The 22,162-nt window shown below is 73.4% G+C and carries 16 protein-coding genes and 6 tRNA genes; 10 read left to right on the forward strand and 12 right to left on the reverse strand.

Translation table 11 applies throughout. The annotated features are described in order from the left end of the window. Nucleotides 1-47: 47 nt before the first annotated feature. The 4 genes from Bra3105_RS03470 to Bra3105_RS03485 form a co-directional block, all read right to left on the reverse strand. Nucleotides 48-119 (reverse strand) — tRNA-Val (locus Bra3105_RS03470). A 30-nt stretch (nucleotides 120-149) separates the two neighbouring features. After that, nucleotides 150-220: transfer RNA gene (locus Bra3105_RS03475), tRNA-Cys, on the reverse strand. Nucleotides 221-296: 76 nt separating this feature from the next. Then, a tRNA-Gly gene (locus tag Bra3105_RS03480) sits at nucleotides 297-369 on the reverse strand. 26 nt (nucleotides 370-395) lie between these two features. Continuing rightward, nucleotides 396-467 (reverse strand) — tRNA-Val (locus Bra3105_RS03485). Between the two features lie 272 nt (nucleotides 468-739). Between Bra3105_RS03485 and Bra3105_RS03490 the strand changes: the two genes are divergently transcribed. The 6 genes from Bra3105_RS03490 (at nucleotide 740) to treZ (ending at nucleotide 8,810) form a co-directional block, all read left to right on the forward strand. After that, nucleotides 740-812: transfer RNA gene (locus Bra3105_RS03490), tRNA-Gly, on the forward strand. Between the two features lie 25 nt (nucleotides 813-837). Next, nucleotides 838-909: transfer RNA gene (locus Bra3105_RS03495), tRNA-Val, on the forward strand. A gap of 88 nt (nucleotides 910-997) precedes the next feature. Continuing rightward, nucleotides 998-1,786 carry an NAD-dependent epimerase/dehydratase family protein gene (locus tag Bra3105_RS03500; RefSeq protein WP_228358614.1) on the forward strand — a complete coding sequence of 263 codons (789 nt, stop codon included), beginning with the start codon at nucleotides 998-1,000 and terminating at the stop codon, nucleotides 1,784-1,786. A gap of 61 nt (nucleotides 1,787-1,847) precedes the next feature. Next, nucleotides 1,848-4,118, forward strand: a complete 2,271-nt coding sequence (glgX, locus tag Bra3105_RS03505; RefSeq protein ID WP_228358615.1) for a glycogen debranching protein GlgX — start codon at nucleotides 1,848-1,850, stop codon at nucleotides 4,116-4,118. A 58-nt stretch (nucleotides 4,119-4,176) separates the two neighbouring features. Continuing rightward, nucleotides 4,177-6,777, forward strand: a complete 2,601-nt coding sequence (gene treY, locus Bra3105_RS03510) for a malto-oligosyltrehalose synthase (protein WP_228358616.1) — start codon at nucleotides 4,177-4,179, stop codon at nucleotides 6,775-6,777. After that, the gene (gene treZ, locus Bra3105_RS03515) at nucleotides 6,774-8,810 is read left to right on the forward strand and encodes a malto-oligosyltrehalose trehalohydrolase (protein ID WP_228358617.1); all 2,037 of its coding nucleotides are present in this window, start codon (nucleotides 6,774-6,776) and stop codon (nucleotides 8,808-8,810) included. The genes treY and treZ overlap by 4 nt, the downstream gene beginning before the upstream one ends. Here treZ and zapE read toward each other — a convergent pair. Further along, the gene (gene zapE, locus Bra3105_RS03520; protein WP_228358618.1) at nucleotides 8,789-9,835 is read right to left on the reverse strand and encodes a cell division protein ZapE; all 1,047 of its coding nucleotides are present in this window, start codon (nucleotides 9,833-9,835) and stop codon (nucleotides 8,789-8,791) included. The two genes, treZ and zapE, sit on opposite strands and share 22 nt — an antisense overlap. A 206-nt stretch (nucleotides 9,836-10,041) precedes the next feature. Here zapE and Bra3105_RS03525 point away from each other — a divergent pair, with 206 nt between their 5' ends. Then, nucleotides 10,042-10,788 carry a dihydrofolate reductase family protein gene (locus tag Bra3105_RS03525; RefSeq protein ID WP_228358619.1) on the forward strand — a complete coding sequence of 249 codons (747 nt, stop codon included), beginning with the start codon at nucleotides 10,042-10,044 and terminating at the stop codon, nucleotides 10,786-10,788. A 64-nt stretch (nucleotides 10,789-10,852) separates the two neighbouring features. Here the strand turns inward: Bra3105_RS03525 and Bra3105_RS03530 are convergent, their stop codons facing one another. Then, on the reverse strand, nucleotides 10,853-12,286 hold the full coding sequence (locus tag Bra3105_RS03530) for an alpha/beta hydrolase family protein (protein ID WP_228358620.1): 1,434 nt from the start codon (nucleotides 12,284-12,286) through the stop codon (nucleotides 10,853-10,855). Nucleotides 12,287-12,385: 99 nt separating this feature from the next. Here Bra3105_RS03530 and msrB point away from each other — a divergent pair, with 99 nt between their 5' ends. From msrB to Bra3105_RS03545, 3 genes are all read left to right on the forward strand, one after another. Next, on the forward strand, nucleotides 12,386-12,808 hold the full coding sequence (msrB, locus tag Bra3105_RS03535; protein WP_228358621.1) for a peptide-methionine (R)-S-oxide reductase MsrB: 423 nt from the start codon (nucleotides 12,386-12,388) through the stop codon (nucleotides 12,806-12,808). Nucleotides 12,809-12,897: 89 nt separating this feature from the next. Then, the gene (locus Bra3105_RS03540; RefSeq protein WP_200500505.1) at nucleotides 12,898-13,506 is read left to right on the forward strand and encodes a DUF3000 domain-containing protein; all 609 of its coding nucleotides are present in this window, start codon (nucleotides 12,898-12,900) and stop codon (nucleotides 13,504-13,506) included. Nucleotides 13,507-13,510: 4 nt separating this feature from the next. Beyond that, the gene (locus Bra3105_RS03545) at nucleotides 13,511-14,890 is read left to right on the forward strand and encodes an HRDC domain-containing protein (RefSeq protein ID WP_228358622.1); all 1,380 of its coding nucleotides are present in this window, start codon (nucleotides 13,511-13,513) and stop codon (nucleotides 14,888-14,890) included. Nucleotides 14,891-14,944: 54 nt separating this feature from the next. Here the strand turns inward: Bra3105_RS03545 and Bra3105_RS03550 are convergent, their stop codons facing one another. From Bra3105_RS03550 to Bra3105_RS03575, 6 genes are all read right to left on the reverse strand, one after another. Further along, complete coding sequence (locus tag Bra3105_RS03550) at nucleotides 14,945-15,523, reverse strand: NUDIX domain-containing protein (protein ID WP_228358623.1); 579 nt, start codon at nucleotides 15,521-15,523, stop codon at nucleotides 14,945-14,947. A gap of 5 nt (nucleotides 15,524-15,528) precedes the next feature. Beyond that, complete coding sequence (locus Bra3105_RS03555; protein ID WP_228359594.1) at nucleotides 15,529-17,247, reverse strand: CTP synthase; 1,719 nt, start codon at nucleotides 17,245-17,247, stop codon at nucleotides 15,529-15,531. 211 nt (nucleotides 17,248-17,458) lie between these two features. Continuing rightward, nucleotides 17,459-18,565 (reverse strand): glycosyltransferase family 4 protein, encoded by a 1,107-nt coding sequence (locus Bra3105_RS03560; protein ID WP_228358624.1) that lies wholly within the window; start codon nucleotides 18,563-18,565, stop codon nucleotides 17,459-17,461. Continuing rightward, the gene (gene murJ, locus Bra3105_RS03565) at nucleotides 18,562-20,202 is read right to left on the reverse strand and encodes a murein biosynthesis integral membrane protein MurJ (RefSeq protein WP_228358625.1); all 1,641 of its coding nucleotides are present in this window, start codon (nucleotides 20,200-20,202) and stop codon (nucleotides 18,562-18,564) included. Before murJ ends, Bra3105_RS03560 begins: the two co-directional genes overlap by 4 nt. Beyond that, on the reverse strand, nucleotides 20,199-21,110 hold the full coding sequence (locus Bra3105_RS03570) for a hypothetical protein (protein ID WP_228358626.1): 912 nt from the start codon (nucleotides 21,108-21,110) through the stop codon (nucleotides 20,199-20,201). The genes murJ and Bra3105_RS03570 overlap by 4 nt, the downstream gene beginning before the upstream one ends. Beyond that, nucleotides 21,107-22,156, reverse strand: a complete 1,050-nt coding sequence (locus Bra3105_RS03575; RefSeq protein WP_228358627.1) for a copper transporter — start codon at nucleotides 22,154-22,156, stop codon at nucleotides 21,107-21,109. Before Bra3105_RS03575 ends, Bra3105_RS03570 begins: the two co-directional genes overlap by 4 nt. Between the last annotated feature and the right edge of the window lie 6 nt (nucleotides 22,157-22,162).

Consider the following 22,162-nt stretch of genomic DNA (forward strand, 5'->3'; position numbering starts at 1 on the left):
ACATGACGAAGGCCCTGACCGGATGCGCCGGTCAGGGCCTTCAGGGGTGGGCGATACTGGGATCGAACCAGTGACCTCTTTCGTGTCAGGAAAGCGCGCTACCACTGCGCCAATCGCCCTGATCGTCCTCCGCCCGGAGGCGGAAGCGGAGGTGGGTACGGGATTCGAACCCGTGTACACGGCTTTGCAGGCCGTTGCCTCGCCTCTCGGCCAACCCACCGGACGAGCGGCCGACGCGAGGACGACCCCTCATGAGGAACGGCGCTCCCGACAGTGTCGGGCGCGCCGCCTCCCGGAGCGGACGACGGGACTCGAACCCGCGACCCTCACCTTGGCAAGGTGATGCTCTACCAACTGAGCCACGTCCGCATGACGAGGATCCGAGGATCCTGTCGTGGGCGATACTGGGATCGAACCAGTGACCTCTTCCGTGTGAAGGAAGCGCGCTACCACTACGCCAATCGCCCGTCGGGCCACCCGTGAGCGGGCCCTCCGACGTCCTCTGCGGGAGCCGGGCTCCCGATCGGACCTGGACGAGATTACACCACCAGCGCCGCAGATCCGAACGTCAGAGACCACTTCGCGCTGTGGTGTGAGCCACCCCGGCCGAGGCCCCGCAGGGCTGGTGCCGCGCATCACGTGCATTTGCACGCGGCGCGCACACACCCGTAATGTGTCTCCTCGTCAGCAGGAACCACCTGCTCCGGGGCGACCCGGGAGCGATGGATCCGGCAGATGCGCGGACGTGGCTCAGTTGGTAGAGCATCACCTTGCCAAGGTGAGGGTCGCGGGTTCGAGTCCCGTCGTCCGCTCCGTCCCCTCGCAGCTCGGCTGCATGGGCGATTGGCGCAGTGGTAGCGCGCTTTCCTGACACGAAAGAGGTCACTGGTTCGATCCCAGTATCGCCCACGCTGAAGGCCCCGGTCATCGACCGGGGCCTTTCTCGTGTCCGCGCCCGGCTCTGGCCAGGCCGCCGAGCACGTCCCACAATGGCCCCATGAGCGATGACGCGAAGAAGCGGATCCTGCTGACCGGGGCGACGGGCGGCGTGGGCACGGCACTGCTCGCCCGGCTCGACGACGAGTACGACATCGTCCCCCAGGGCCGGCACGCACGCACCGAGGAGCTGCGCGACCGGCTGCGGGTCGCCGACGTGACCGACTACGACCAGGTCCGCGCGCTGATGGAGGGGATCGACGCGGTCGTCCACCTCGCGGGATCCGCCTCCCCCGAGTCCGACTGGGAGTCGGTGCTCGGTCCGAACATCGTGGGACAGCGCAACGTGCTGGAGGCGGCGCGGGACGCCGGAGTGCGCCGTGTCGTGCTCGCCTCGTCGAACCATGCGATGGGCGGCTACGACCGCCACGAGCAGTGGCCCGTGCACAGCGACATGCCGCCCTGGCCGGACTCCCTCTACGGGGTCTCCAAGGTGTTCGGCGAGGCCCTGGGCCGCCACTACCACGACGCCTTCGGACTCGAGGTGATCGCCCTGCGCATCGGATGGATGAGCGAGGACCCGCTGTCCACGGACGTGGACCTGTTGCGCGCCATGTGGCTCTCCCCGGACGACGCGGCCCGGGCCGTGCGCAGCGCCCTCGAGGCCGACGTCCCCTTCGGCATCTACTACGCGATCTCCGCCAACCCCAATCGCCGCTGGGACATCACCGACACCATGCTCGAGCTGGGCTACCGCCCGCAGGACGACTGGACCGCCCTCCCCGGAGCGCACGAGGAGGTCGTCGAGGGCGGGGCCGACAGTCCGGGCGACTGGCCGGAAGGGTCCTGAGAGGGCCGACGGCCCGCGCCGCGCCCCGTCGGCCCCAGGTGCGCCCGGGTACTGTGCACACATGCAGATCTGGACGGGACAGCCGTACCCCCTCGGCGCGACCTTCGACGGCGGCGGCACGAACTTCGCCCTGTTCTCCGAGGCGGCCGAGCGGGTCGAGCTGTGCCTGTTCGACGAGGACGGCACCGAGACCCGCGTGCAGGTCACCGAGGTCGACGCGTTCGTGTGGCACGTCTACCTCCCGGCGGTCCAGCCCGGGCAGCGCTACGGCTACCGCGTCCACGGCCCCTACGACCCCGCGGCCGGCCAGCGCTGCGACCCGTCGAAGCTGCTGCTGGACCCGTACGCGAAGGCGATCAGCGGGATGGCCACGAACCATCCCTCGCTCTTCTCCTACGACTTCGAGGACCCCGCGCGGCGCAACGAGGAGGACTCGGCCCCGCACACGATGCTCGGCATCGTGGTCTCCCCCTACTTCGACTGGGGCAGCGACCACTCCCCCGGCCACGAGTACCATGACACCGTCATCTACGAGGCGCACGTCAAGGGCCTGACCATGCAGCACCCGGGGATCGACGAGTCGATCCGCGGCACCTACGTGGCGATGGGCCACCCCGAGATCATCCGCCATCTGCAGTCGCTCGGCGTGACCGCCGTGGAGCTGATGCCCGTGCACCAGTTCGTCCAGGACGGCCACCTCGTCGAGAAGGGGCTGCGCAACTACTGGGGCTACAACACGATCGGGTTCTTCGCCCCGCACAACGAGTACTCCTACGCGGGGGACGCCGGCCAGCAGGTCCAGGAGTTCAAGACCATGGTCAAGAACCTCCACGCCGCCGGTATCGAGGTGATCCTCGACGTCGTCTACAACCACACCGCCGAGGGCAACGACAAGGGCCCCACCCTCTCCTTCCGCGGCATCGACAACGCCTCGTACTACCGGCTCGTCGACGACGACAAGGCGCACTACTACGACACCACGGGCACGGGGAACTCCCTGCTGATGCGCACCCCGCACGTGCTGCAGCTGATCATGGACTCGCTGCGCTACTGGGTCAGCGAGATGCACGTGGACGGCTTCCGCTTCGACCTCGCCTCGACGCTCGCCCGCGAGCTGCACGAGGTGGACCGGCTCTCCGCCTTCTTCGACATCATCCAGCAGGACCCGATCATCTCCCAGGTCAAGCTCATCGCAGAGCCCTGGGACCTCGGCGAGGGCGGCTACCAGGTGGGCGGCTTCCCGCCCCTGTGGTCGGAGTGGAACGGCCGCTACCGCGACACCGTGCGCGACGCGGGCCGCAGCGAGCCGGGCGTGCTCCCCGACTTCTCCTCCCGCCTCGCGGGCTCCTCCGACCTCTACCAGCACACGGGCCGCACCCCGATCGCCTCCGTCAACTTCGTCACCGCGCACGACGGCTTCACCCTGCGCGACCTCGTCTCCTACAACGAGCGGCACAACGAGGCCAACGGCGAGGGCGGCAACGACGGCGAGAGCCACAACCGCTCCTGGAACTCGGGGGCCGAGGGGCCGACGGAGGACCTCGCGATCACCTCGCTGCGTCTGCGCCGCGCGAAGAACTTCATGGCGACCCTCCTGGTCAGCCAGGGCGTGCCGATGATCCTCCACGGCGACGAGATGGGCCGCACCCAGCAGGGCAACAACAACACCTACTGCCAGGACGACGAGATCTCGTGGGTCGACTGGGACCTCGACGAGGACCAGCAGGACATGCTCGACTTCACCCGGCACATGATCGCCCTGCGCCGGGCGCACCCGATCTTCCGGCGCCGGCGCTTCCTGGGCGGCCAGAACCCCTGCGAGGGCGACGAGTCCCTGCCGGACGTGGTCTGGCTCGCGACCGACGGCACCGAGATGACGCAGGAGCAGTGGGACGACCCGCAGAACAAGTGCGTGGACGTGTTCCTCAACGGCTCCGCGATCCCGGAGCCGGACGCCCGCGGCGAGCGCATCATCGACGACTCCGCGCTGCTCATGTTCAACTGGGCGGGCAACGACGTGGACTTCCGCGTCCCGCCCGAGGACTTCGGCTCCGCCTGGTACGTCGCCTCGGGCACGGCCCACCAGCTCGATCTCGGCGAGCGGCTCGAGCCCGGCCAGACGATCACGCGGCCCGCCTACTCCGTGCTGATCCTGGGGCGCCACCCCGAGGATCCCGCCGCGGACGAGGCCGACGGCGCGCAGGCCGAGCAGGACGACTCCTCGCAGGCAGCCCTGCCGCCGCGCGAACGGGCGTACTCGAGTGCGTCCTCGCAGTCCCCCGGCCCGCTCGCCGCGCCGCGGATCACGAGCGCCTCGCACCCGCGGCGCTGACCCCTTCGGCCCACCACGGTCCCGCCCTGGTCCCGACCCGCGAAGGAGCACGCAGCACATGGTCACCCTCCCCGCCCCCTCCCGGATCGTCCCCACCAGCACGTACCGGCTGCAGCTGCACGCGGGCTTCACCTGCGACGACGCCGCCGCGCTCGTCCCCTACCTCGCCGACCTCGGGGTGGGCCACGTGTTCTGCTCCCCCGTGCTCCAGGCCGCACCCGGCTCCACCCACGGGTACGACGTCGTGGACCACACGCGGATCAGTGAGGAGATCGGCGGGATCGACGCCCTGCGGAGGCTGGCCGACGCCGTCCACGCGCACGGCATGGGGCTGATCGTCGACGTCGTCCCCAACCACATGGCGATCCCCACGCCCGTCTGGCACAACCGTGCCCTGTGGTCGGTGCTGCGCGAGGGGCCGGCCTCGCCCTTCGCCGACTGGTTCGACGTGGACATCAGCGCGCAGAACTCGATCCTCATGCCTGTGCTGGGGCGTCCCATCGGCCAGGTCCTCGCCGACGGCGAGATCGAGGTGTCCCGTGCCGACGTGCCCCAGCGCGACGGCGGCACGCGCGAGGAGAGCGTGGTGCGCTACTACGACCACGTGCTGCCGATCGCCCCGGGCACCGAGGACCTGGGCCTCGTCGACCTGCTCGAGCGCCAGTGGTATCGGCTGGCCTACTGGAAGGTCGCCGACGACGAGCTGAACTACCGTCGCTTCTTCGACGTCGACACCCTCGCGGCCGTGCGCGTCGAGCTGCCCGAGGTGTTCACCGCGACCCATGCGCTGCTCCTGCAGCTGCAGTCCGAGGGCGTCGTCGACGGATACCGGATCGACCATCCCGACGGCCTCGCCGATCCGCGCGGATACCTTCGCGACCTGCACGAGGCCTCCGGCGGCGCCTGGACCGCGGTGGAGAAGATCCTCGAGGGCGACGAGCAGCTGCCCGGCGACTTCCCCTGCGACGGCACCACCGGGTACGACGCCCTGTGGCGCGTGGGCGGCCTCTTCCACGACCCGCGCGGGGCGCTGGGTCTCACGCACGTCTGGCAGCGCACCACGGGCGACCTGCGACCGTTCGAGGAGATCGCCGCCGAGTCCACCGCGCTCATCATCTCCACGAGCCTGTGGGCGGAGGTCGAGCGCCTCACGGACCTCGTCCGCCGCATCTGCGCGGAGGACATCCGACTGCGCGACACCACGCGCCGCCAGATCCAGAAGGTGCTGGTCGCGATGCTCGCCTCGATGGACCGCTATCGCGCCTACATCGTCCCCGGGGAGAGCGCGAGCGGCGCCGAGCGCACGGTGCTCGAGGCGGCCGCCTCCCGCGCCCGCGGTCTCCTGGGCGAGGACCCGGACCTGGGGGCCGCTCTCGAGGTGGTGCTCGCGCTCGTGTGCGGGGACGAGGCGGGCAGCGCCGGCCGCACGGCGAGCGCGGACCGCGCCGAGCTGATCGTCCGCTTCGCCCAGACCTGCGGGCCCGTGCACGCCAAGGGCCTGGAGGACACCGCGTTCTACCGCTATCCGCGGTTCCTGCCGGTCACCGAGGTGGGTGCGGATCCCGACCGCATCGGCGTCGAGCCCGACGACCTCCACGACCATTGCGCGACGATGGTGCACACGCGCCCGGACTCCATGACGACCCTCTCCACGCACGACACCAAACGCAGCGAGGACGTGCGCGCCCGTCTCGCCGTGCTCACCGAGATCCCCCACGAATGGGGCCTCGCGGTGCTCGACCTCGAGCAGGCGGTTGCGGCGCGCACCGGGGACCGGGTCGACGGCGCCCTGCGCCTGCTGCTGTGGCAGACGCTGCTGGGAACCTGGGACCTGCCGGGCGCGCACAGCGACCGCATCGACGAGGACCGTCTCATCGGCTACCTCGAGAAGGCCATGCGCGAGGCGAAGACCCGCACGACCTGGACGGACCAGGACACCGAGTACGAGGACGAGGTCCGGGAGCTGGGGCGCGCGGCCCTCGCCTCCCCCGAGGTCGCGTCGATCCTCGAGGACCTCACCCGCAGGACGCTCGGCGCGCAGCGCGCGGCGATCCTCGGCCAGAAGCTCGTGCAGCTCACGATGCCGGGCGTGCCCGACGTCTACCAGGGGTGCGAGTCCATCGACCTCTCGCTCGTCGATCCCGACAACCGCCGCGAGGTCGACCATGCCGGGCACGCGGCGCGGCTCGCCCGCATGCGCGAGGGCGCGCGGCCCGACGGCGTGGCCGACGAGAAGCTCTGGCTCACCCATCGCGCGCTGCGCCTGCGCCGCGAGCGTCCCGAGCTCTTCCGCGGGCGCTCCGCCGTCTACCGCCCGGTGCCGACCTCGACCGCGCATGCGGTGGCCTTCGGCCGCGCCCTCGAGGACGGGCCGCTCGAGGTGGTCACGGTCGTCACCCGCCTCGCGCACGGCCTCGCCCAGCGCGGCGGCTTCGGCGAGGCGGTGATCGTGCTGCCCGAGGGCCGCTGGCTCGATCTGCTGAGCGGCAGGGAGACCGACGGAGGCCAGGTGCGCCTGGCGGCGCTGCTCGAGGACTGGCCGGCGGCGCTGCTGGTGCGCGCCGACGAGACGAACGGGCATGGGTCCTCCGAGGACGAGACCGACGGCGGGTCCGAAGGCGCGACAGCCGGCGGGACCGATGGCGAGGAGGCGGCATGAGCGAGCACGCGAGCGACACGACCGGGATCGGGACCGAGATCGGGACCGAGGCGGCGCGCACGGCGTCGTCATCCTCCCCGGCGAGCACTCCGTCGGGCCCGGCACCGCTGCCGGTGCGGGATGCGGACGACGTCCTCGAGGTCTGGGCTCCGCGCGCACGGACGGTGCAGGTGCGTCTGACGGCCCCACCCCGCGGCGAGGAGGTCGCGACCCTTCCCGGCTCGGCGCGCACGCACTCGCACGCGCACTCGCACACCCACGCCGAGGCGGACGCCGTCGTGCGCACGCTCGAGCCCGTCGGCGACGGCTGGCACCGACTGCGCGGCGACGGGCCCGACGCCGAGGACCCGGTCGCCGTGCCGAGCGCGGGCACCCGCTATGCGTTCCGCCTGGACGAGGACGGGGACTGGCTGCCGGACCCGCGCAGCCTCGCCCAGCCGGACGGGGTCCACGGTCCGAGCGAGGTCGTGCGCCCTCGGCTGTTCCCGTATGCGCCGTGGGAGGGTCGCTCCTTCCGCGGGGGCGTGGTCTACGAGCTGCACGTGGGCACCTTCGCGCCGTCCGCCGACGGCGGGACCGGCACCCTGGACACCGCGATCGAGCGCCTGGACCACCTGGTCGCGCTCGGCGTCGACGCGGTCGAGCTGATGCCGCTCGCGGCCTTCCCCGGCGAGCGCGGCTGGGGGTACGACGGCGTGGACCTCATGGCCGTGCACCCCGCCTACGGCGGTCCCGCCGCGCTCGCCCGCTTCGTCGAGGCGGCGCATGCGCGCGGCCTCGCGGTGGTCCTGGACGTGGTGCTGAACCACCTGGGGCCCGACGGCAACCACCTGGGCGCCTTCGGCCCCTACTTCACCGATCGCCACGAGACCCCGTGGGGCTGGGCCGTGAACCTGGACGACGCGGGCAGCGACCAGGTGCGCGCCTTCCTGCGCGGCGTCGCCCGGTTCTGGCTCGTGGACATGCAGCTGGACGGCCTGCGGCTGGACGCCGTGCACGAGCTGCAGGACGACTCGCCCCGGCACTTCCTCGCCGAGCTCGCCGACGCGGTCGACCACTGGGAGGCCGAGACCGGGAGGCCGCTGACCCTCATCGCGGAATCGGACCGCAACGACCCCGTGACCGTCACGCCCACCGCTGGCGGCGGGCTCGGCATGGACATGCAGTGGGCCGACGACGTCCATCACGCCGTCCACGCGTGGATCAGCGGCGAGCGCCAGGGCTATTACGTGGACTTCGGCAGCGCCGAGGTGCTCGCCCGGACCCTCACCCGCGTCTTCGAGCACGCCGGGACGCTCTCCACCTTCCGCGGACGGGTCTGGGGCGCGCCCGTCGATCCGTCGACCGACGCCTATGACGCGCACTCCTTCGTCGCCTTCCTCGAGGACCACGACCAGGTGGGCAATCGCGCCCGCGGGGACCGCGTCCACCAGCTGCTCTCCCCCGGCGAGCACGCCGCGGCAATCGCGCTGATCCTGCTGGGCGCGCCCACGCCGATGCTCTTCCAGGGCGAGGAATGGGCGTGCAGCGCCCCGTTCCGGTACTTCACCGATCATGCCGAGCCGCTGGGGTCGATGGTCACCGCCGGGCGGCGCGAGGAGTTCGCGCAGATGGGCTGGGACTCATCCGATGTGCCGGACCCGCAGGCACGCTCCACCTTCACCGACTCCTTCCTTGACTGGGAGGAGAGGGACGAGGGCACGCACGCCTCGATGCTCGAGTGGTACCGCACGCTCATCGGCCTGCGCCGCGCGCTGCCGGAGCTGACGGATCCGGACCTCGGGCACGTCGGGGTCGACGTGCTGGACGAGGAGTCGCTCGTGCTGCGCCGCGGGGACGTGCACGTGCTCGTCACCCGCGCGGAGGGCGGGGCCGGGATGCCCGCGTCGGGCACCGCCGACGGCCGGGAGGTGCTCGCCTCCTTCGGCGCGCTGCGCCGCGATGCCCAGGAGCGCGTCCTCGGGCTCGCGGGCCCCGGTGCGCTCGTCGTCCGCCGGAGCGCCGCCGCGGCTCAGTCGGCCGAGGCGTCCTGAGCGGCGCCTTCGAGGTCCTTCGCGCCGTCGCGCGCGAGCGAGGTGAGGCGCGAGAGGGAGCGGTAGTACTTCTTGCGGTAGCCGCTGCGCAGCAGCTCCTCGGTGAAGATGCCCGCCACGTCCTGGCCGCTCGCGAGCACCGGGATCTCCCGGTCGTAGAGCCGGTCCACGAGCACCACGAAGCGCAGGCCGTTGTTGTGGTCGGCGATCGTGGACACGTCGATGAGATGGGCGAACGAGACGTCGTCGAGCATCGCCCCGTAGCGGGAAGGGTGCACGGTCTTGAGGTGCGCGAGGAGGGCGGGGAGGTCGTCGAGCGTCGCGCCGGGCATGGCCTCGGCGTGCTCGCGCACGGTCTCCTCGGGCAGGGCGGGCGCCTCGGCGACGGCCTCGCGCCGCCGATAGTCCTCGCCGTCGATCCGCAGCACGTCGAAGCGCTCGGACATCGACTGGATCTCGCGCAGGAAGTCTTGGGCGGCGAAGCGTCCCTCGCCGAGCGCCTCCGGCAGCGTGTTCGAGGTCGCCACGATCGCGACGCCGCGATCGGACAGCTCACGGATCAGTCGCGTCATCAGCAGCGTGTCCCCGGGGTCGTCGAGCTCGAACTCGTCGATGCACACGAGCGAGGAGCCGCCCAGCAGCTCCACGGCGCGGGTGAAGCCGAGCGCCCCCACGAGGTTCGTGTACTCGACGAAGGTGCCGTAGACGGGGTTCCCGTCGGTGATGTGGAACAGGGAGGTCAGCAGGTGGGTCTTGCCCACGCCGAAGCCGCCGTCGAGGTAGAGGCCGCGCGCCGCCTGCGGGCGCTTGCGGAACATGCCCAGCAGGCCCTTCGACCCGCCGCTGCGGCCGATGCCGTGCGCGAACTCGGCGATCCGCTCCTTCGCCTCCTGCTGGGAGGGGTACTGCGGATCGGGCACGTAGTTGTCCAGCCGCGCCTTCGCGAAGCGCGGCGGCGGCACGAGGTCGGCGACCAGGCGCTCGAGGGAGGGGGCTGGGGTGCGCGCGGTGAGGGACTCGGTCACGGCCGCCCAGTCTAGGGGCGCGGGCGTTCGCGGCAGATCTCCTGTGGGCAGGTCCACGATCGCGCGCCGGCCCCGGGGTGCTCGGGACCCGGCGATCCCCGGCCTCGGCACGCTGCGGCCCCGGCGCGCTCCGACTCGCGGGACCGTCCCGGGTGCGGCATGATCCGGGGAGCAGGGAGGGCCCGCACGACGAGAGGATCGACGCCATGCAGCTGCTGTGGGACGACGGGCGGGCGCTGGCCGCGCCGCGCGAGATCACCGAGGACGCCGCCGGGGCACGCGCCCTCGCCGAGGTCTACGCGCTCCCCGCGGACCGCACCTGGGTGCGGGCGATGATGAACACGACGATCGACGGCGCGATCACCGGGGCCGACGGCACCAGCGGCCCCCTGCGCAACCCCACCGACTCCTTCGCCTTCGGCGTGCTGCGCGCCCTCGCCGACGTGGTGCTCGTGGGCGCCGAGACCGTGCGCGTCGAGGACTACCGCCGTCCCCAGGGCCGGTCGGACCTGCTGGCACCGTCACTGCGGCCGGCCGGCGGCGAGCGCCCGGCCCTGGCGATCATGTCGCAGTCCGGTCGGCTGCCCGCGAGCATCGACCCCGCGTGGCCGACGTACCTCGTGACCGACGCCGCGCACGGCGAGCGGGCACTCGCCGTGAGCGGTCTCCCGGAGGACCGGCTGGTCCTCGCGGAGGACCCGGCGGGCATCCGGCGCGCCCTCGCCGACCTCGGGTACCGCGGGATCCAGCTCGAGGGCGGCCCGAGCGCTCTCGCGCGCTTCGCCGGCTCCGGCGCGCTCGACGAGCTGTGCTTCTCGGTGACCCATCGGACGGTCGGAGGGGACGCCTCCCGGGTGATGCGCGGCGTCGACGCGGAGGGCGAGTGGGAGCTGGGATCCCTCACGGTCGGCGCGCACGCGACGCTCTCCCGCTACGTGCGCGGCAGGGCCTGAGCGAGAGGTTCCGCCCGAGCGCGAGGGCCGACCCCGGCTCGGGAGCCGACCCCGCGCACACGGATCACACCCGGGCGCCGATCGACCCCTCGAGGGGCGCGGCCGCGGGATCGCGCACGGGCAGCCGCATGGCCTCGACGTCGATGTCCAGGTCCAGCAGGTCCACGAGGTGCTCCGCGAGAAGCCGCTCGTACTGCGCGGGATCGCGGTTCCACTCGCGGGTGTGGCTCGCGCCGGCGAAGGGCACGAACCGCACGAGGTCGGGGCGCAGCGCGGCCAGGCGCGCGCTCGGCGCGGGCGGCACCGTCGTGTCCTCGAGGGCGTGGACGAGCAGGGTGCGGTGGCGCAGGTGCTGCGCATAGTGCTCGGCGCGCATCTCGGCGAGCGCGAGCGGCTCGTGCAGGCGCACCAGCCGCGCCCCGAGCGGACTCGTCATCATCCACAGGGCCAGGCGCCGCATGGGCGCGGGGGCGCGCAGCGCGGTCGCGTGGTACGTGAGGATGTCCTGCCAGTCCACGGCCGGCGAGTCCAGGACGAGCCCGGCGATCGCCTCGGGGTGCGCGGTGCGCACGGAGGTGCGCAGGGTGATGCCGCCGCCCATCGACCAGCCCATCAGCACGATCCGGCGGGCGCCGTGGGCGAGGGCGTACTCGATGCCCGCCTCGGTGTCCTCCCATTCGTCCAGGCCCAGATGGTGCATCCGATCGGCCGACGCGGGCGATCCGAGGTCGTTGCGGTAGGTCAGGGAGAGGCAGGTCAGACCCAGCTCGTGCAGCAGGGACATCGCGCGGAGGGTCTCCCCGCGCGTGGCGCCGTGGCCGTGCGTGAGCACGACCCAGGTGTCCCCCGTCGGCCCCGCTGCGCCGTCCTCGGCATCGGCATCGGCACCGGCACCGGCATCGGCATCGGCATCGGCATCGGCATCGGCACCGTCCGCCTTCGGCGCGCCGGAGCGGCCCGGCACCAGCCACGCCGGCATGGGGCCGACGGGCGAGGAGACCTCGACCTCCCGGGTGGGCAGGCCCAGCGATGTCTCGGGCGTGCCGGGCCAGAAGAACCCGTCGAGGCCGACGGGCCCGATCCCGATCGGCTCGTCGGTGTCGCGGGCGAGGATCGGTCGGGACACGGTGGTGGGCGTCGGCTCGCCGTCGACCGGTCCGAGGCGCACGTGGACGGCCCCGCCGGAGCGGCGCAGGGCGATCACGCCTCCCCGGACGGACTCCGCCGTCCGGTCGAGGTGGACGCGGTCCGGATACGCGGCGCGCACCACCTGGTCGAGCTTCCCGCGCTGGGACATCTGCGGGGTGAGCGGGACCCGCGCGAGCAGCCTCGCTCCCGCCGCGAGCGCCCCTGCGCTGAGGGCGAACGTCCCGAGTGCGCCGACGCCGCCGATGGCGAGCGCGCGACCCCATCGTCCCAGCTCACGGGCGGCATCGTGCCCGTCGGGCGCCTCCTCGGGGCGGGTGTCGCGGGAGCCGAGGGAGGTGAGGCGCATCATGACGCGCAGTCTACGTCCGCCGTAGGATCGCAGGTGACGCCGCGGGTGCGAGGCGATCCCCGCCCCGCCCGTCGGCACCCGAACCCGGAGGTATGAGCCATGAGCACCAAGCCCATCGGAAGCGGCGACTACGCCATCCAGCTGGACGACGCCGCGTGGCGGGAGAGGCTCTCGCCGGAGGAGTACCAGGTGCTGCGCCAGGCGGGCACCGAGCGCCCGTTCAGCGGGGAGTACGAGGAGGTCCGTCCGGCAGGGACCTACGCCTGCCGGGCGTGCGGAGCGGTCCTGTTCCGCGCCGACGAGCAGTTCGACGCGCACTGCGGCTGGCCCGCCTTCTGGGCCCCGCAGGACAACGACGCCGTGGAGCTGCTCGAGGACGCCTCGCTGGGAATGGTCCGCACCGAGGTGCGCTGCGCGAACTGCGGCTCCCACCTGGGCCACGTCTTCGAGGGCGAGGGCTTCGCGACCCCCACCGATCAGCGCTACTGCATCAACTCCCTGAGCCTCGTCCACGAGGGCTGAGGCCTTCTCGGAGGAACCTGCGGAGGTCCTCGGCGGGTCGACGGCGCGCCTCGGTCGGCGGTGACGGGTCGCGGGCTAGGCTCGCGGCCGTGCCCGTCCACCAGTTCCCCGCCGCCGCCCGCGCCTTCAGCACGGCGATCGAGGAGATGACCCGTGCGCCCCTGCGCCCCGAGGTCCACTGGACCTCGATCCCCGCTCCCGGCCGGATGGCCCCGCACACGTGGGCGGCCAACGGCGAGGTGATCCTGCACGACGAGGAGGTCGCGAGCGGCCGCCTGGTCGTCCTGCACGATCCCGCGGGCGAGGAGGCGTGGAAGGGCGAGTACCGGATGGTGGTCCTCGTCCAAGCCCAGCTCGAGCCCGAGTTCGCGATCGAGGCGATGCTCGGCGACGTGGCCTGGTCGTGGGTCACCGAGTCCCTCGAGCTGTTCGACGCCGAGTCCCGCGAGCTCGGGTGCACCGCCACCCGCGTGGTGTCCCAGAGCTACGGCGCGCTCGCCGGGCGCCCCTCGACCGTCGACGTCGAGATGCGCGTGTCCTGGACGCCGACGAGCTCCGACCTGGCCCCGCACTTCGCCGCCTGGACGGCGATGCTCGCGGCGGCCGGCGGCCTTCCGCCCGCTCCCGCCCAGGTCGCGCCGCTCGTCCCCTCCCATCGGGCCCGCCCCCGGCACGGCTCGGCGAACGGGGAGGACTGATCCGATGAGGACCCGCAACCGCTCCGCAGCCCGCGCCCGACGCACCGAGAACGGCGCATCCGCGGAGAGCACGAGCACGACGCGCGCCGCACGGGCGTCGACCTCGGACGCGACCCCCACGGGCACGGCCGGCGGCGACGAGCCCGGCGCCGACTCCCCCGCGATCGAGCCGACGCCTCTGGGCGCCCCGCGCGACGGCCTGGTGCCCGTGATCGATCGCATCCAGCCGCTGCTGGAGTGGTGCGAGCGCGCCGCGGGCACCCCCGAGGAGCCGATCGCGGTCGACGCCGAGCGCGCCTCCTCCTACCGCTACAGCGCCAAGGCCTATCTCGTGCAGATCCGCACCGAGGCCGCGGGCACGGCCCTCATCGACCCCACGGCCTTCACCCTTCCCACGAGCTTCGTGGAGCTCATGAACTCCCGCGAGTGGGTGCTGCACGCCGCCACCCAGGACCTCCCGAGCCTGGGCGAGCTGGGCCTGCACCCCGCGACGCTGTTCGACACCGAGCTCGCGGCGAGACTGCTGGGCATGCCCCGCGTGGGCCTCGGCGCGGTCGTCGAGGACACGGTGCACCTGCGCCTGGCCAAGGAGCACTCCGCCGCGGACTGGTCCAAGCGCCCGCTGCCCGAGCCGTGGCTCGTGTACGCGGCTCTGGACGTCGAGGTGCTCGTCGAGGTGCGCGACATCCTCGCCGCCCGCCTCGAGGAGACGGACAAGACCCGCTGGGCGCGCGAGGAGTTCGCGCACGAGGTCGCCCACCCGCTGCCCGCCGCGCGCGCCGAGCCGTGGCGGAAGCTGCACGGGCTGGGCGCCCTGCGCACCCCGCGCCAGCTCGCGGCCGCCCGCGCCATGTGGGAGCGGCGCGACCAGATCGCCCGCGAGCAGGACCTCTCCCCGCACCGCGTGATCAAGGACCGCGCGATCGTGGACGCCGCGAAGGTCTCGACCGCCTCGCACGCGGCCTTCCTCTCCGCCCTGCCCAAGCCCCTGCACGGCAAGGAGACCTGGTGGCAGGCGGCGCGCGCGGGCGTGAACCTCCCCGAGGCGCACCTGCCCTCGCGCTCGGAGCCCAGCTACCCGCCGCCCCACAAGCTCTGGTCCAAGAAGTGGCCCGAGGTGTGGGAGCGCTACCTGCCGATCCGCGAGGCCGTGGCCGAGCGCGCCGAGCAGCTGCACGTGCCCTCGGAGAATCTGCTCACCCCGGGCCTGCTGCGCCAGTGGGTCTGGGAGCACGAGGCCCCCGGCGCCGCGGAGGAGATCCGCGCCGAGCTCACCGGGCTCGGCGCCCGGGACTGGCAGGCGGAGATCGTCGCCCCCGTCCTCGCCGCCGCGCCCGTCGCATCCGGGCCGTCGGACGCGCCCACCGCGCAGTCCGCCGAGTAGACCCCGGCATCCTCGGCCGACGCCCGTCGCGCGACCGCGACGGGCCGGCCCGTCTCAGGCCCCGAAGGCCGCGACCGCGAGCACCGCGGCCACGAGCGTCGCGTTCGTCAGGCGGTCGTCGCGGATCGCGTCGAGCACCTCGCCCAGACGCACCCAGCGCTGCTCGATCTCCGATTCCTCGTCCTCGCGCACGAAGTCCGTGGCGGCCTCGCTGACGCCGGTCGCGAGGAAGATCCGGATCCGTTCGGCCGAGCTGCCGGCCGAGGGATGGATGTCCAGCAGGTGCCGCAGGTGCTCGGCGCGGTGGCCCGTCTCCTCGGTGAGCTCGCGCCCCGCGGCCTGCATCGGGTCCTCGCCCTCGTGGTCGAGAAGGCCCGCGGGCAGCTCCCAGAAGGTGCGCCCCGCGGGATGGCGGTACTGGCGGATGAGCAGCACCCGAGCATCGCGGACGTCGCGCGCGCCCGCGTCGTCGAGAGCGAGCACGGCGGCGGCGCCCGTGTGGGCGATGTACTCGCGGGTGAAGCGGACGCCGGACGCGAAGTCGACCTCGTCCCGCACGACGTCCCAGATCGCGCCGCGGAAGGCTGTGCTCCGGGAGAGGACCGGACGTGCGCCGTCCTCGTCCCGGAGCATGCCCGTCACTCCCCGGCCTCGTCGGCCCCGTCGGACTGCCCGGCCGAGTCCGCGCCGGATGCCGACTCGCCGGACTCGTCGGCCCCGCGCTCGGCGGGGACCTCGAGCAGGCGGGTGGCCTTCTGCAGGTCGACGGCGGCGCCGATCAGACCCGCGAACAGCGGATGGGACCTGGTGGGACGCGACTTCAGCTCGGGGTGCGCCTGGGTGCCGATGTAGTACGGATGCACGTCCGCGGGCAGCTCGACGAACTCGACGAGGGAGCGGTCCGCGGAGACGCCGGAGATCACCAGGCCCGCCGTCTCGAGGTCCTTGCGGTAGGCGTTGTTCACCTCGTAGCGGTGCCGGTGACGCTCGGAGACCTTGGTGGTCGCGTAGGTGCGGGCGGCGAGGCTGCCGGGGGTGAGCTCGTGGTCGTAGGCGCCCAGGCGCATGGTGCCGCCCAGATCGCCCTCGCCGGAGACGATGTCTGCCTGCTCGGCCATGGTCGCGATCACGGGGTGCGCCGTGTCGACCTCGAACTCGGTGGACTGCGCATCGGCCCAGCCCAGCTCGGTGCGGGCGTACTCGATGACCATGCACTGCATGCCCAGGCACAGGCCGAGGGCGGGGATGCCCTTCTCGCGGGCGAAGCGGAGGGCGCCGACCTTCCCGTCGACGCCGCGGATGCCGAAGCCGCCGGGCACCACGATCGCGTCGACGTCCTTGAGGGCCGCCTGGGCGCCCTCGGGGGTGGAGCAGGCGTCGGACTCGACCCAGGAGATCTTCACGCGGGCGTCGTGATTGAAGCCTCCGGCGCGCAGAGCCTCGGTGACCGAGAGGTAGGCGTCGGGGAGGTCGATGTACTTGCCGACGAGGCCCACGGTGACCTCGTACTCGGGGTGGTGGACCCGCTCGAGGAGGCCGTCCCACAGCGACCAGTCGACGTCGTGGCTGAGGAGGTCGAGGCGACGGATCGCGTAGGCGTCCAGGCCCTCGTCGTGCAGCACGTGCGGGATGTCGTAGATCGAGGGCGCGTCCGGGCAGGTGACGACGGCGTCGAGGTCGACGTCGCACATGGAGGCGATCTTCGCCTTGACCGAGGCGGGCAGGGCGCGGTCGGCGCGCAGCACGATGGCATCGGGCTGGATGCCGATCGAGCGCAGGGCCGCGATCGAGTGCTGCGTGGGCTTGGTCTTGAGCTCCTGGCTGGGGCCGATGAAGGGCACCAGGGAGACGTGCACGAAGAAGACGTTGTCGCGGCCCACGTCCTGGCGGACTTGCCGGGCGGCCTCGAGGAACGGCTGGGACTCGATGTCGCCGACCGTGCCGCCGATCTCGGTGATGACGACGTCGACCTCGTCGCTCGCCTGAGCGCGCATCGACTCCTTGATGGCGTTCGTGATGTGCGGGATGACCTGGACGGTGTCGCCGAGGTACTCGCCGCGGCGCTCCTTGGCGATGACGCCGGAGTAGACCTGGCCGGTGGTCACGTTGGAGTCGGCCGAGAGGTTCTCGTCGAGGAACCGCTCGTAGTGGCCGATGTCGAGGTCCGTCTCCGCGCCGTCCTCGGTCACGAAGACCTCGCCGTGCTGGAACGGGTTCATGGTGCCCGGATCCACGTTGAGGTACGGGTCCAGCTTCTGCATGGTCACCCGCAGGCCGCGGTTCTTCAGGAGCATCCCGAGCGAGGAGGCGGTCAGCCCCTTGCCGAGGCTCGAGACGACGCCGCCGGTGACGAAGATGTGCTTCGTGGTGCCGGGATTCCGGAAGGGCTTCGCTGCCGGGCCGGAGCCGGGGCGGGCGGTCGATGCGGACGGGGTTCGCGGGGGGTTCACGCTGCTGTCTGCCACGGAGTCTCAACCTAGCATCGAAAGACCCCTCGGCGCTCCCGACACCCGCGGATGTGCGAGGTGTTCCATGCGGACGAGGCGCCGTCGGCCACGGACGGTCGCGTCAGGGCAGGGTGAGCCGCAGGACCCGGGCGAGCTGTGCGAGCAGGTCGTCGGGTCCGCTCAGCTCGCGGGAGCGCTCGCGGGAGGCCCGCTCGGCGCTCCCCCGCGCATCCTCCTCGCGCAGGGACGTGATCGCCCGGGCGAGCGCGGCCGGATCCCCGACGGGGACCAGGTGCGCCGCCCCGCCCGTGACCAGGCGGGTGCCGCCGGCGTCGGTCGCGACGATCGCGCGGCCGGCACGCAGGGCCTCCTGCAGGAACACCGGCTGCCCCTCCCACAGCGCCGAGGAGACCACGAGGTCGCAGTCGGCGAGCAGGTCGGGCACGTCCTCGCGACGGCCGAGCAGCTCGACGGGCAGGCGCTCGGCGCGGATGCGCGCGCGCAGATGCGGCTCGAGGGGACCGTCGCCCGCGATCCGCACGCGCAGTCCGGGAGCGGCCGGGGCCGCCCCGGCGGCGAGGAGGCCCAGGGCGTCCAGGAGCACGTCGAGCCCCTTCTGCGGAGCGAGTCGGGCGACGACGAGCACCTCGAGAAGGTCCGGCGCGTCCCGGGCGGGACGCGCGGGCGCCGCGGCGGTCGCTCCGCTCGCGGCGGTCGCGCCGCTCCCGGGTCCCGCGGGGATGATCGCGTGTTCGACCTCCGGGACGCCGTGCACGAGCGGGTCGAGGTCCGGGGACACGGTGAGGACCGCGTCGGCGCGCGAGCGGATGACCCGCAGCAGCAGGCGCCCCATGGCGCGCACCGTGCGCGGGCCGACGACGCGGTTGTGCAGCGTCACCACCAGACGGGGCCCGCAGCTGCGCGGTCCGCGGGCGAGCGCGGCGAGCGCCCCGGCGCGCAGCCCGTGCGCATGGACCGCGTCGACCGCTGTGCGCGCTCCGGACCCGCGCATGCCCTCGCGCAGGGTGCGCACAGTGCGGGCGTCCGCCGGCGCGGGGCGCGAGGAGATCCGAACGCCTGCCTCGGGCAGCTCGACGCCTGCCTCCGAGAGCATGGCGCGCTCCATCCGCACGTGGGCCGCCAGTCCCCCGCTCGCGGCGGGTTCGACGATCAGCACGCGGGGCGCGGGGCCGACGGTCGGCTGCTCGCCCTCCCGCACGAAGCTCACGCCTTCTCCGTGCGCCCGCGGCGCAGGCGCGCGAGCAGCGAGGCCGCGGTGCGGCGGTCGGCGAGGGTCATGGCGACGAGGGCGAGGACCATGCCGATGCCGCCGGTGAGGAGGCCGATCAGCACGCACAGCAGCTCGGAGGTGCCCTGCGTGACCATCGCCCGCCCCAGGAGCAGCCCCGGGACGGCTGCGGCCACGGAGACCACGGCCCCGATCGGCACGACGCGCACCAGGGGCGCTCCGCCCTCGACGCCCTCGAGGAGATCGGCGACCCGGGCGAGGCCGGTGATGCCCGAGACCCACATGCCGGCGCTCAGGGCGAAGGCGAAGGCGGTCGCGGCCACGGCCGCGCTGCCGGAGTTCGAGAGCACCGCCACGAGCACGATGAGGATCCCTCCCACGACCCAGCCGACGGAGCCCACGAGCAGCGCGTCCCGCGCCCGCATCGCCGCGGACAGCACCCGGGTGCACTGCATGGTGATCGCGTACGGCAGCAGGCCCACGGAGAGGGCGGCGACGACCGCGCCGACCCCCACGGCGCCCGCGCGGTCGATGTGGTGGAAGAAGGCCTCGAGGGCCAGGCCGGCCGCGAACAGCGTCGCCGCGCCCACGGTGCCGATCACCACGACCGAGCGCAGGGATGCGCGGGCGGTGACGGCGAAGCCCCGCAGGTCCCCGACGAGGCGCTGCTCGGACAGGTGCGGGAACACGCTCGTGATCAGCGGGACCACGAGCACGGCGTAGGGCAGCAGGTAGATGGCCTGCCCGTACTGGAACACGGGCAGGGTGCCGGTGCCGCCCGTGCGCATGGCCAGCAGCAGCACGAGAGCGAGGGCGAGCTGCTGCGCGCCGACGGCGCCGAGCCCGGCTCCCGCGAGCCGCAGCGCCCTGCTGCCCATCCCGGCGGGCATCCGCAGGGTGGGGCGCAGGCGCAGTCCGGCGCGAGCGGCCGGCACGAGCACCGACAGCGCCATCACCACGACCCCGGCGGTGGTGCCCCAGGCGAGCACCCCGCGCGCGAACGGGGAGATCGTCGAGGCCGTCGCCACGGCGGGCACCGCGGCCGCGTACACGCGGTAGGAGATGATCACGACGAGCGAGGACAGCAGCGGCACCAGGGCGGGCCACAGGAACCGCTTGCGGGCCTGGAGGTAGGCGCCGAGCACCACGGTCACCCCGTACATCGGCAGCTGGAGCGCGAAGATCCGCAGCATCGACGCACCGAGCTCGACGACGGACTCGTCGGAGTCGCCGCTGGTGAGGACGAGCGAGGCGATAGGGCCGGCGAGCAGGCCGACGAGGAGGGCGAGCGGGATCGTGAGCAGGAGCATCCAGGTCAGCATCGCGGAGATGATGCCGTCGGCCCGTCGCCTGCCCTCCCCGGTCTCGTCGTTCTCGACCAGGCCGGCCACCAGCGGGACCACGCTCGCGGCGAGCGCGCCGCCGGCGGCGACCTCGAACAGCAGGTTCGGGACGAGGTTCGCGCTCGAATAGGCGGTGCCGACGTCCCCGGCGCCCACGCTCGCGCCGAAGACGAGATAGCGCAGGAAGCCGACGATGCGCGCGACGAGGGTGACCACGAGGATCACCGTCGCCCCGCGCACGATGACGCGTGCGGTCGAGGACGGTGCGCTCATGACCCAGTGCTCCCTTCGTCGCCGGCTCCCGCGGGAACGGCTGCGCGCCGGCCCCAGCGGTCGAGGCGGCGCAGCGCGGGCGTCGCGTCGATGACGGCGCTGAAGCTCACGCGCTCGCTCGCGAGGGTGAGGGCGCCGAGGCCGCCGAGCACGAGGAGACGGGGCCCCGCGGGGAGTCGGCGCGCGGCGGCCGCGCCCACGAGGGCGCCGAGGGCGTTCGCGCCGGTGTCGCCGAGCATGCCGCGCTCGGCGAGGTCCCCGGGCAGGGCGGCGAGCCCCGCGAGCGCGGCGATCACGGCGAGGGTCCTGCCCTCCTGCGCGCGAGGGCTGCGGGCGGGCGGGACGGCGAGCACGAGCGCGCACGCCGTGGTGGCCTTGAGCGCGCGCCCGGGGCGCAGGTCCAGGAGGTTCGCGAGGTTGGCGGCGCCCGCGGCGACGCCCGCGTCGGCCAGGGCGCCGGCCAGGTCGCCTGCTCCCGGGGGCAGGGCATGCGCGCCGGTGTGCGGGCCGACGCCGCTCGCCGTGCGGGCACGGGCCGCGGCGGCGTCGAGCAGGCAGACCACGGGGATCCCCAGGGCCTTCGCGGCGCCGGTGGTCAGGCGTCCGCGGCGCAGGGCTCCGAGGTGGCCGCGCAGCCCCTTGGTCGGGGTGATCCCGCGGGAGCGCAGCCAGGGCTCGAGGACGTCGTCGGCGAGGCCCAGTCCGCCGACGGCGGCGACGGCGAGCGCGTCGGCGCGCAGGCCGCGCGCGGCGAGGACGATCGCCGCTCCCCCGGCCACGGCGACGCCCTCCGCGAGGGTCACGCTCCGCCCCGCGTGGTTCGTGCGGCGCAGGGCTCCCGAGACGGCTCGGGTCGCACCCGTCGGGGTCTCCCCGGGCTCGCCTGCGTCCGCGCGCGAGGCGGTCATCCCTCGCCTCCGTCGCTCGCGCCGGATCCCGATCCGGAGCCGGATCCCGACGAGTCCCCGGACCCTCCGCCGGACCCGCCGGGGACCTGCGGCACGCGGTCCTGGGCGTCGGCGGCGGTCCCGTAGCTCCCCTGCTCGCCGCGCGCCTGCTCGGCGAGGGCGAGCACGGCGATCGTCGGCCCGTCGGGCTCCTGCAGGCGGTCGCCGCTGGAGAGGTCGCCGAAGCGCGAGTCCCCGCGCACCGTGCGCAGCAGGCCCGCGCTGTCGTCGTTCGAGGGGGTCGAGCCCGAGACCACCGTGGGGACCTTCGCGCTGACCATGCGCTCGAGCAGCCCGGTCTGGGCCTCGAGCAGCAGCTGGGCGCGCTCGGCGGCGGCCGAGGCGTCGTCCCCGCCCACGGTGAGGTCCGAAGGAGCGGCGCTCGCGAAGATCATGGAGTCCACGGGGGCGTCGGTGCTGCCGTCGACGTCGACGAGGCGGGCGTCGGTCAGCACGGACCAGAGCTTCTGGCGCTGCTCGGCCCCGATCGAGGTGTCCACGAGCAGGTGGCCGATGATCGTGGAGAGCGCGCCGGAGCTGGAGTCGGTGTCGGACTCGGCCGCCGCCACGAGCGCGCCGTCGGCGTCCCGCAGGGAATCGAGGGCCTTGGTGCGGGTGTCCTCCTGGTCGGGGTCCCACAGCGAGCTGTCCAGGCGCACGCTCAGCGGGGTGCTCGCACCGGCCTCGTCCAGCAGGGAGTCGAGGGTGCTGACCTGGTTGCGCACCGAGTCGTCGTCGGAGACCACGGCGGTGCTGCGTCCGCTGAGGGTGCCCGAGACGAGGTCGGGCGAGGTCTGCGAGATGAACGCGCTGAGCTCGTCGTTCTGCGAGGTCAGCGAGTCGTTGGCGGTGCGCAGGTCGTCCTTCTCCGTGCGCAGCTGCTCGACCTGGCCGGTGAGCTGGGAGCCCAGGTTCTCGCGCAGCGGTCCGGCCCCGAGCACGATCCCCACCGCGAGGGCGAGGAACACGGAGATCAGGGAGACCAGGTGGTAGCGGAAGTCGATCACGGACCG

This window comes from Brachybacterium halotolerans subsp. kimchii, assembly GCF_020792675.1.
GTDB classification, from domain to species: Bacteria; Actinomycetota; Actinomycetes; order Actinomycetales; family Dermabacteraceae; genus Brachybacterium; species Brachybacterium halotolerans.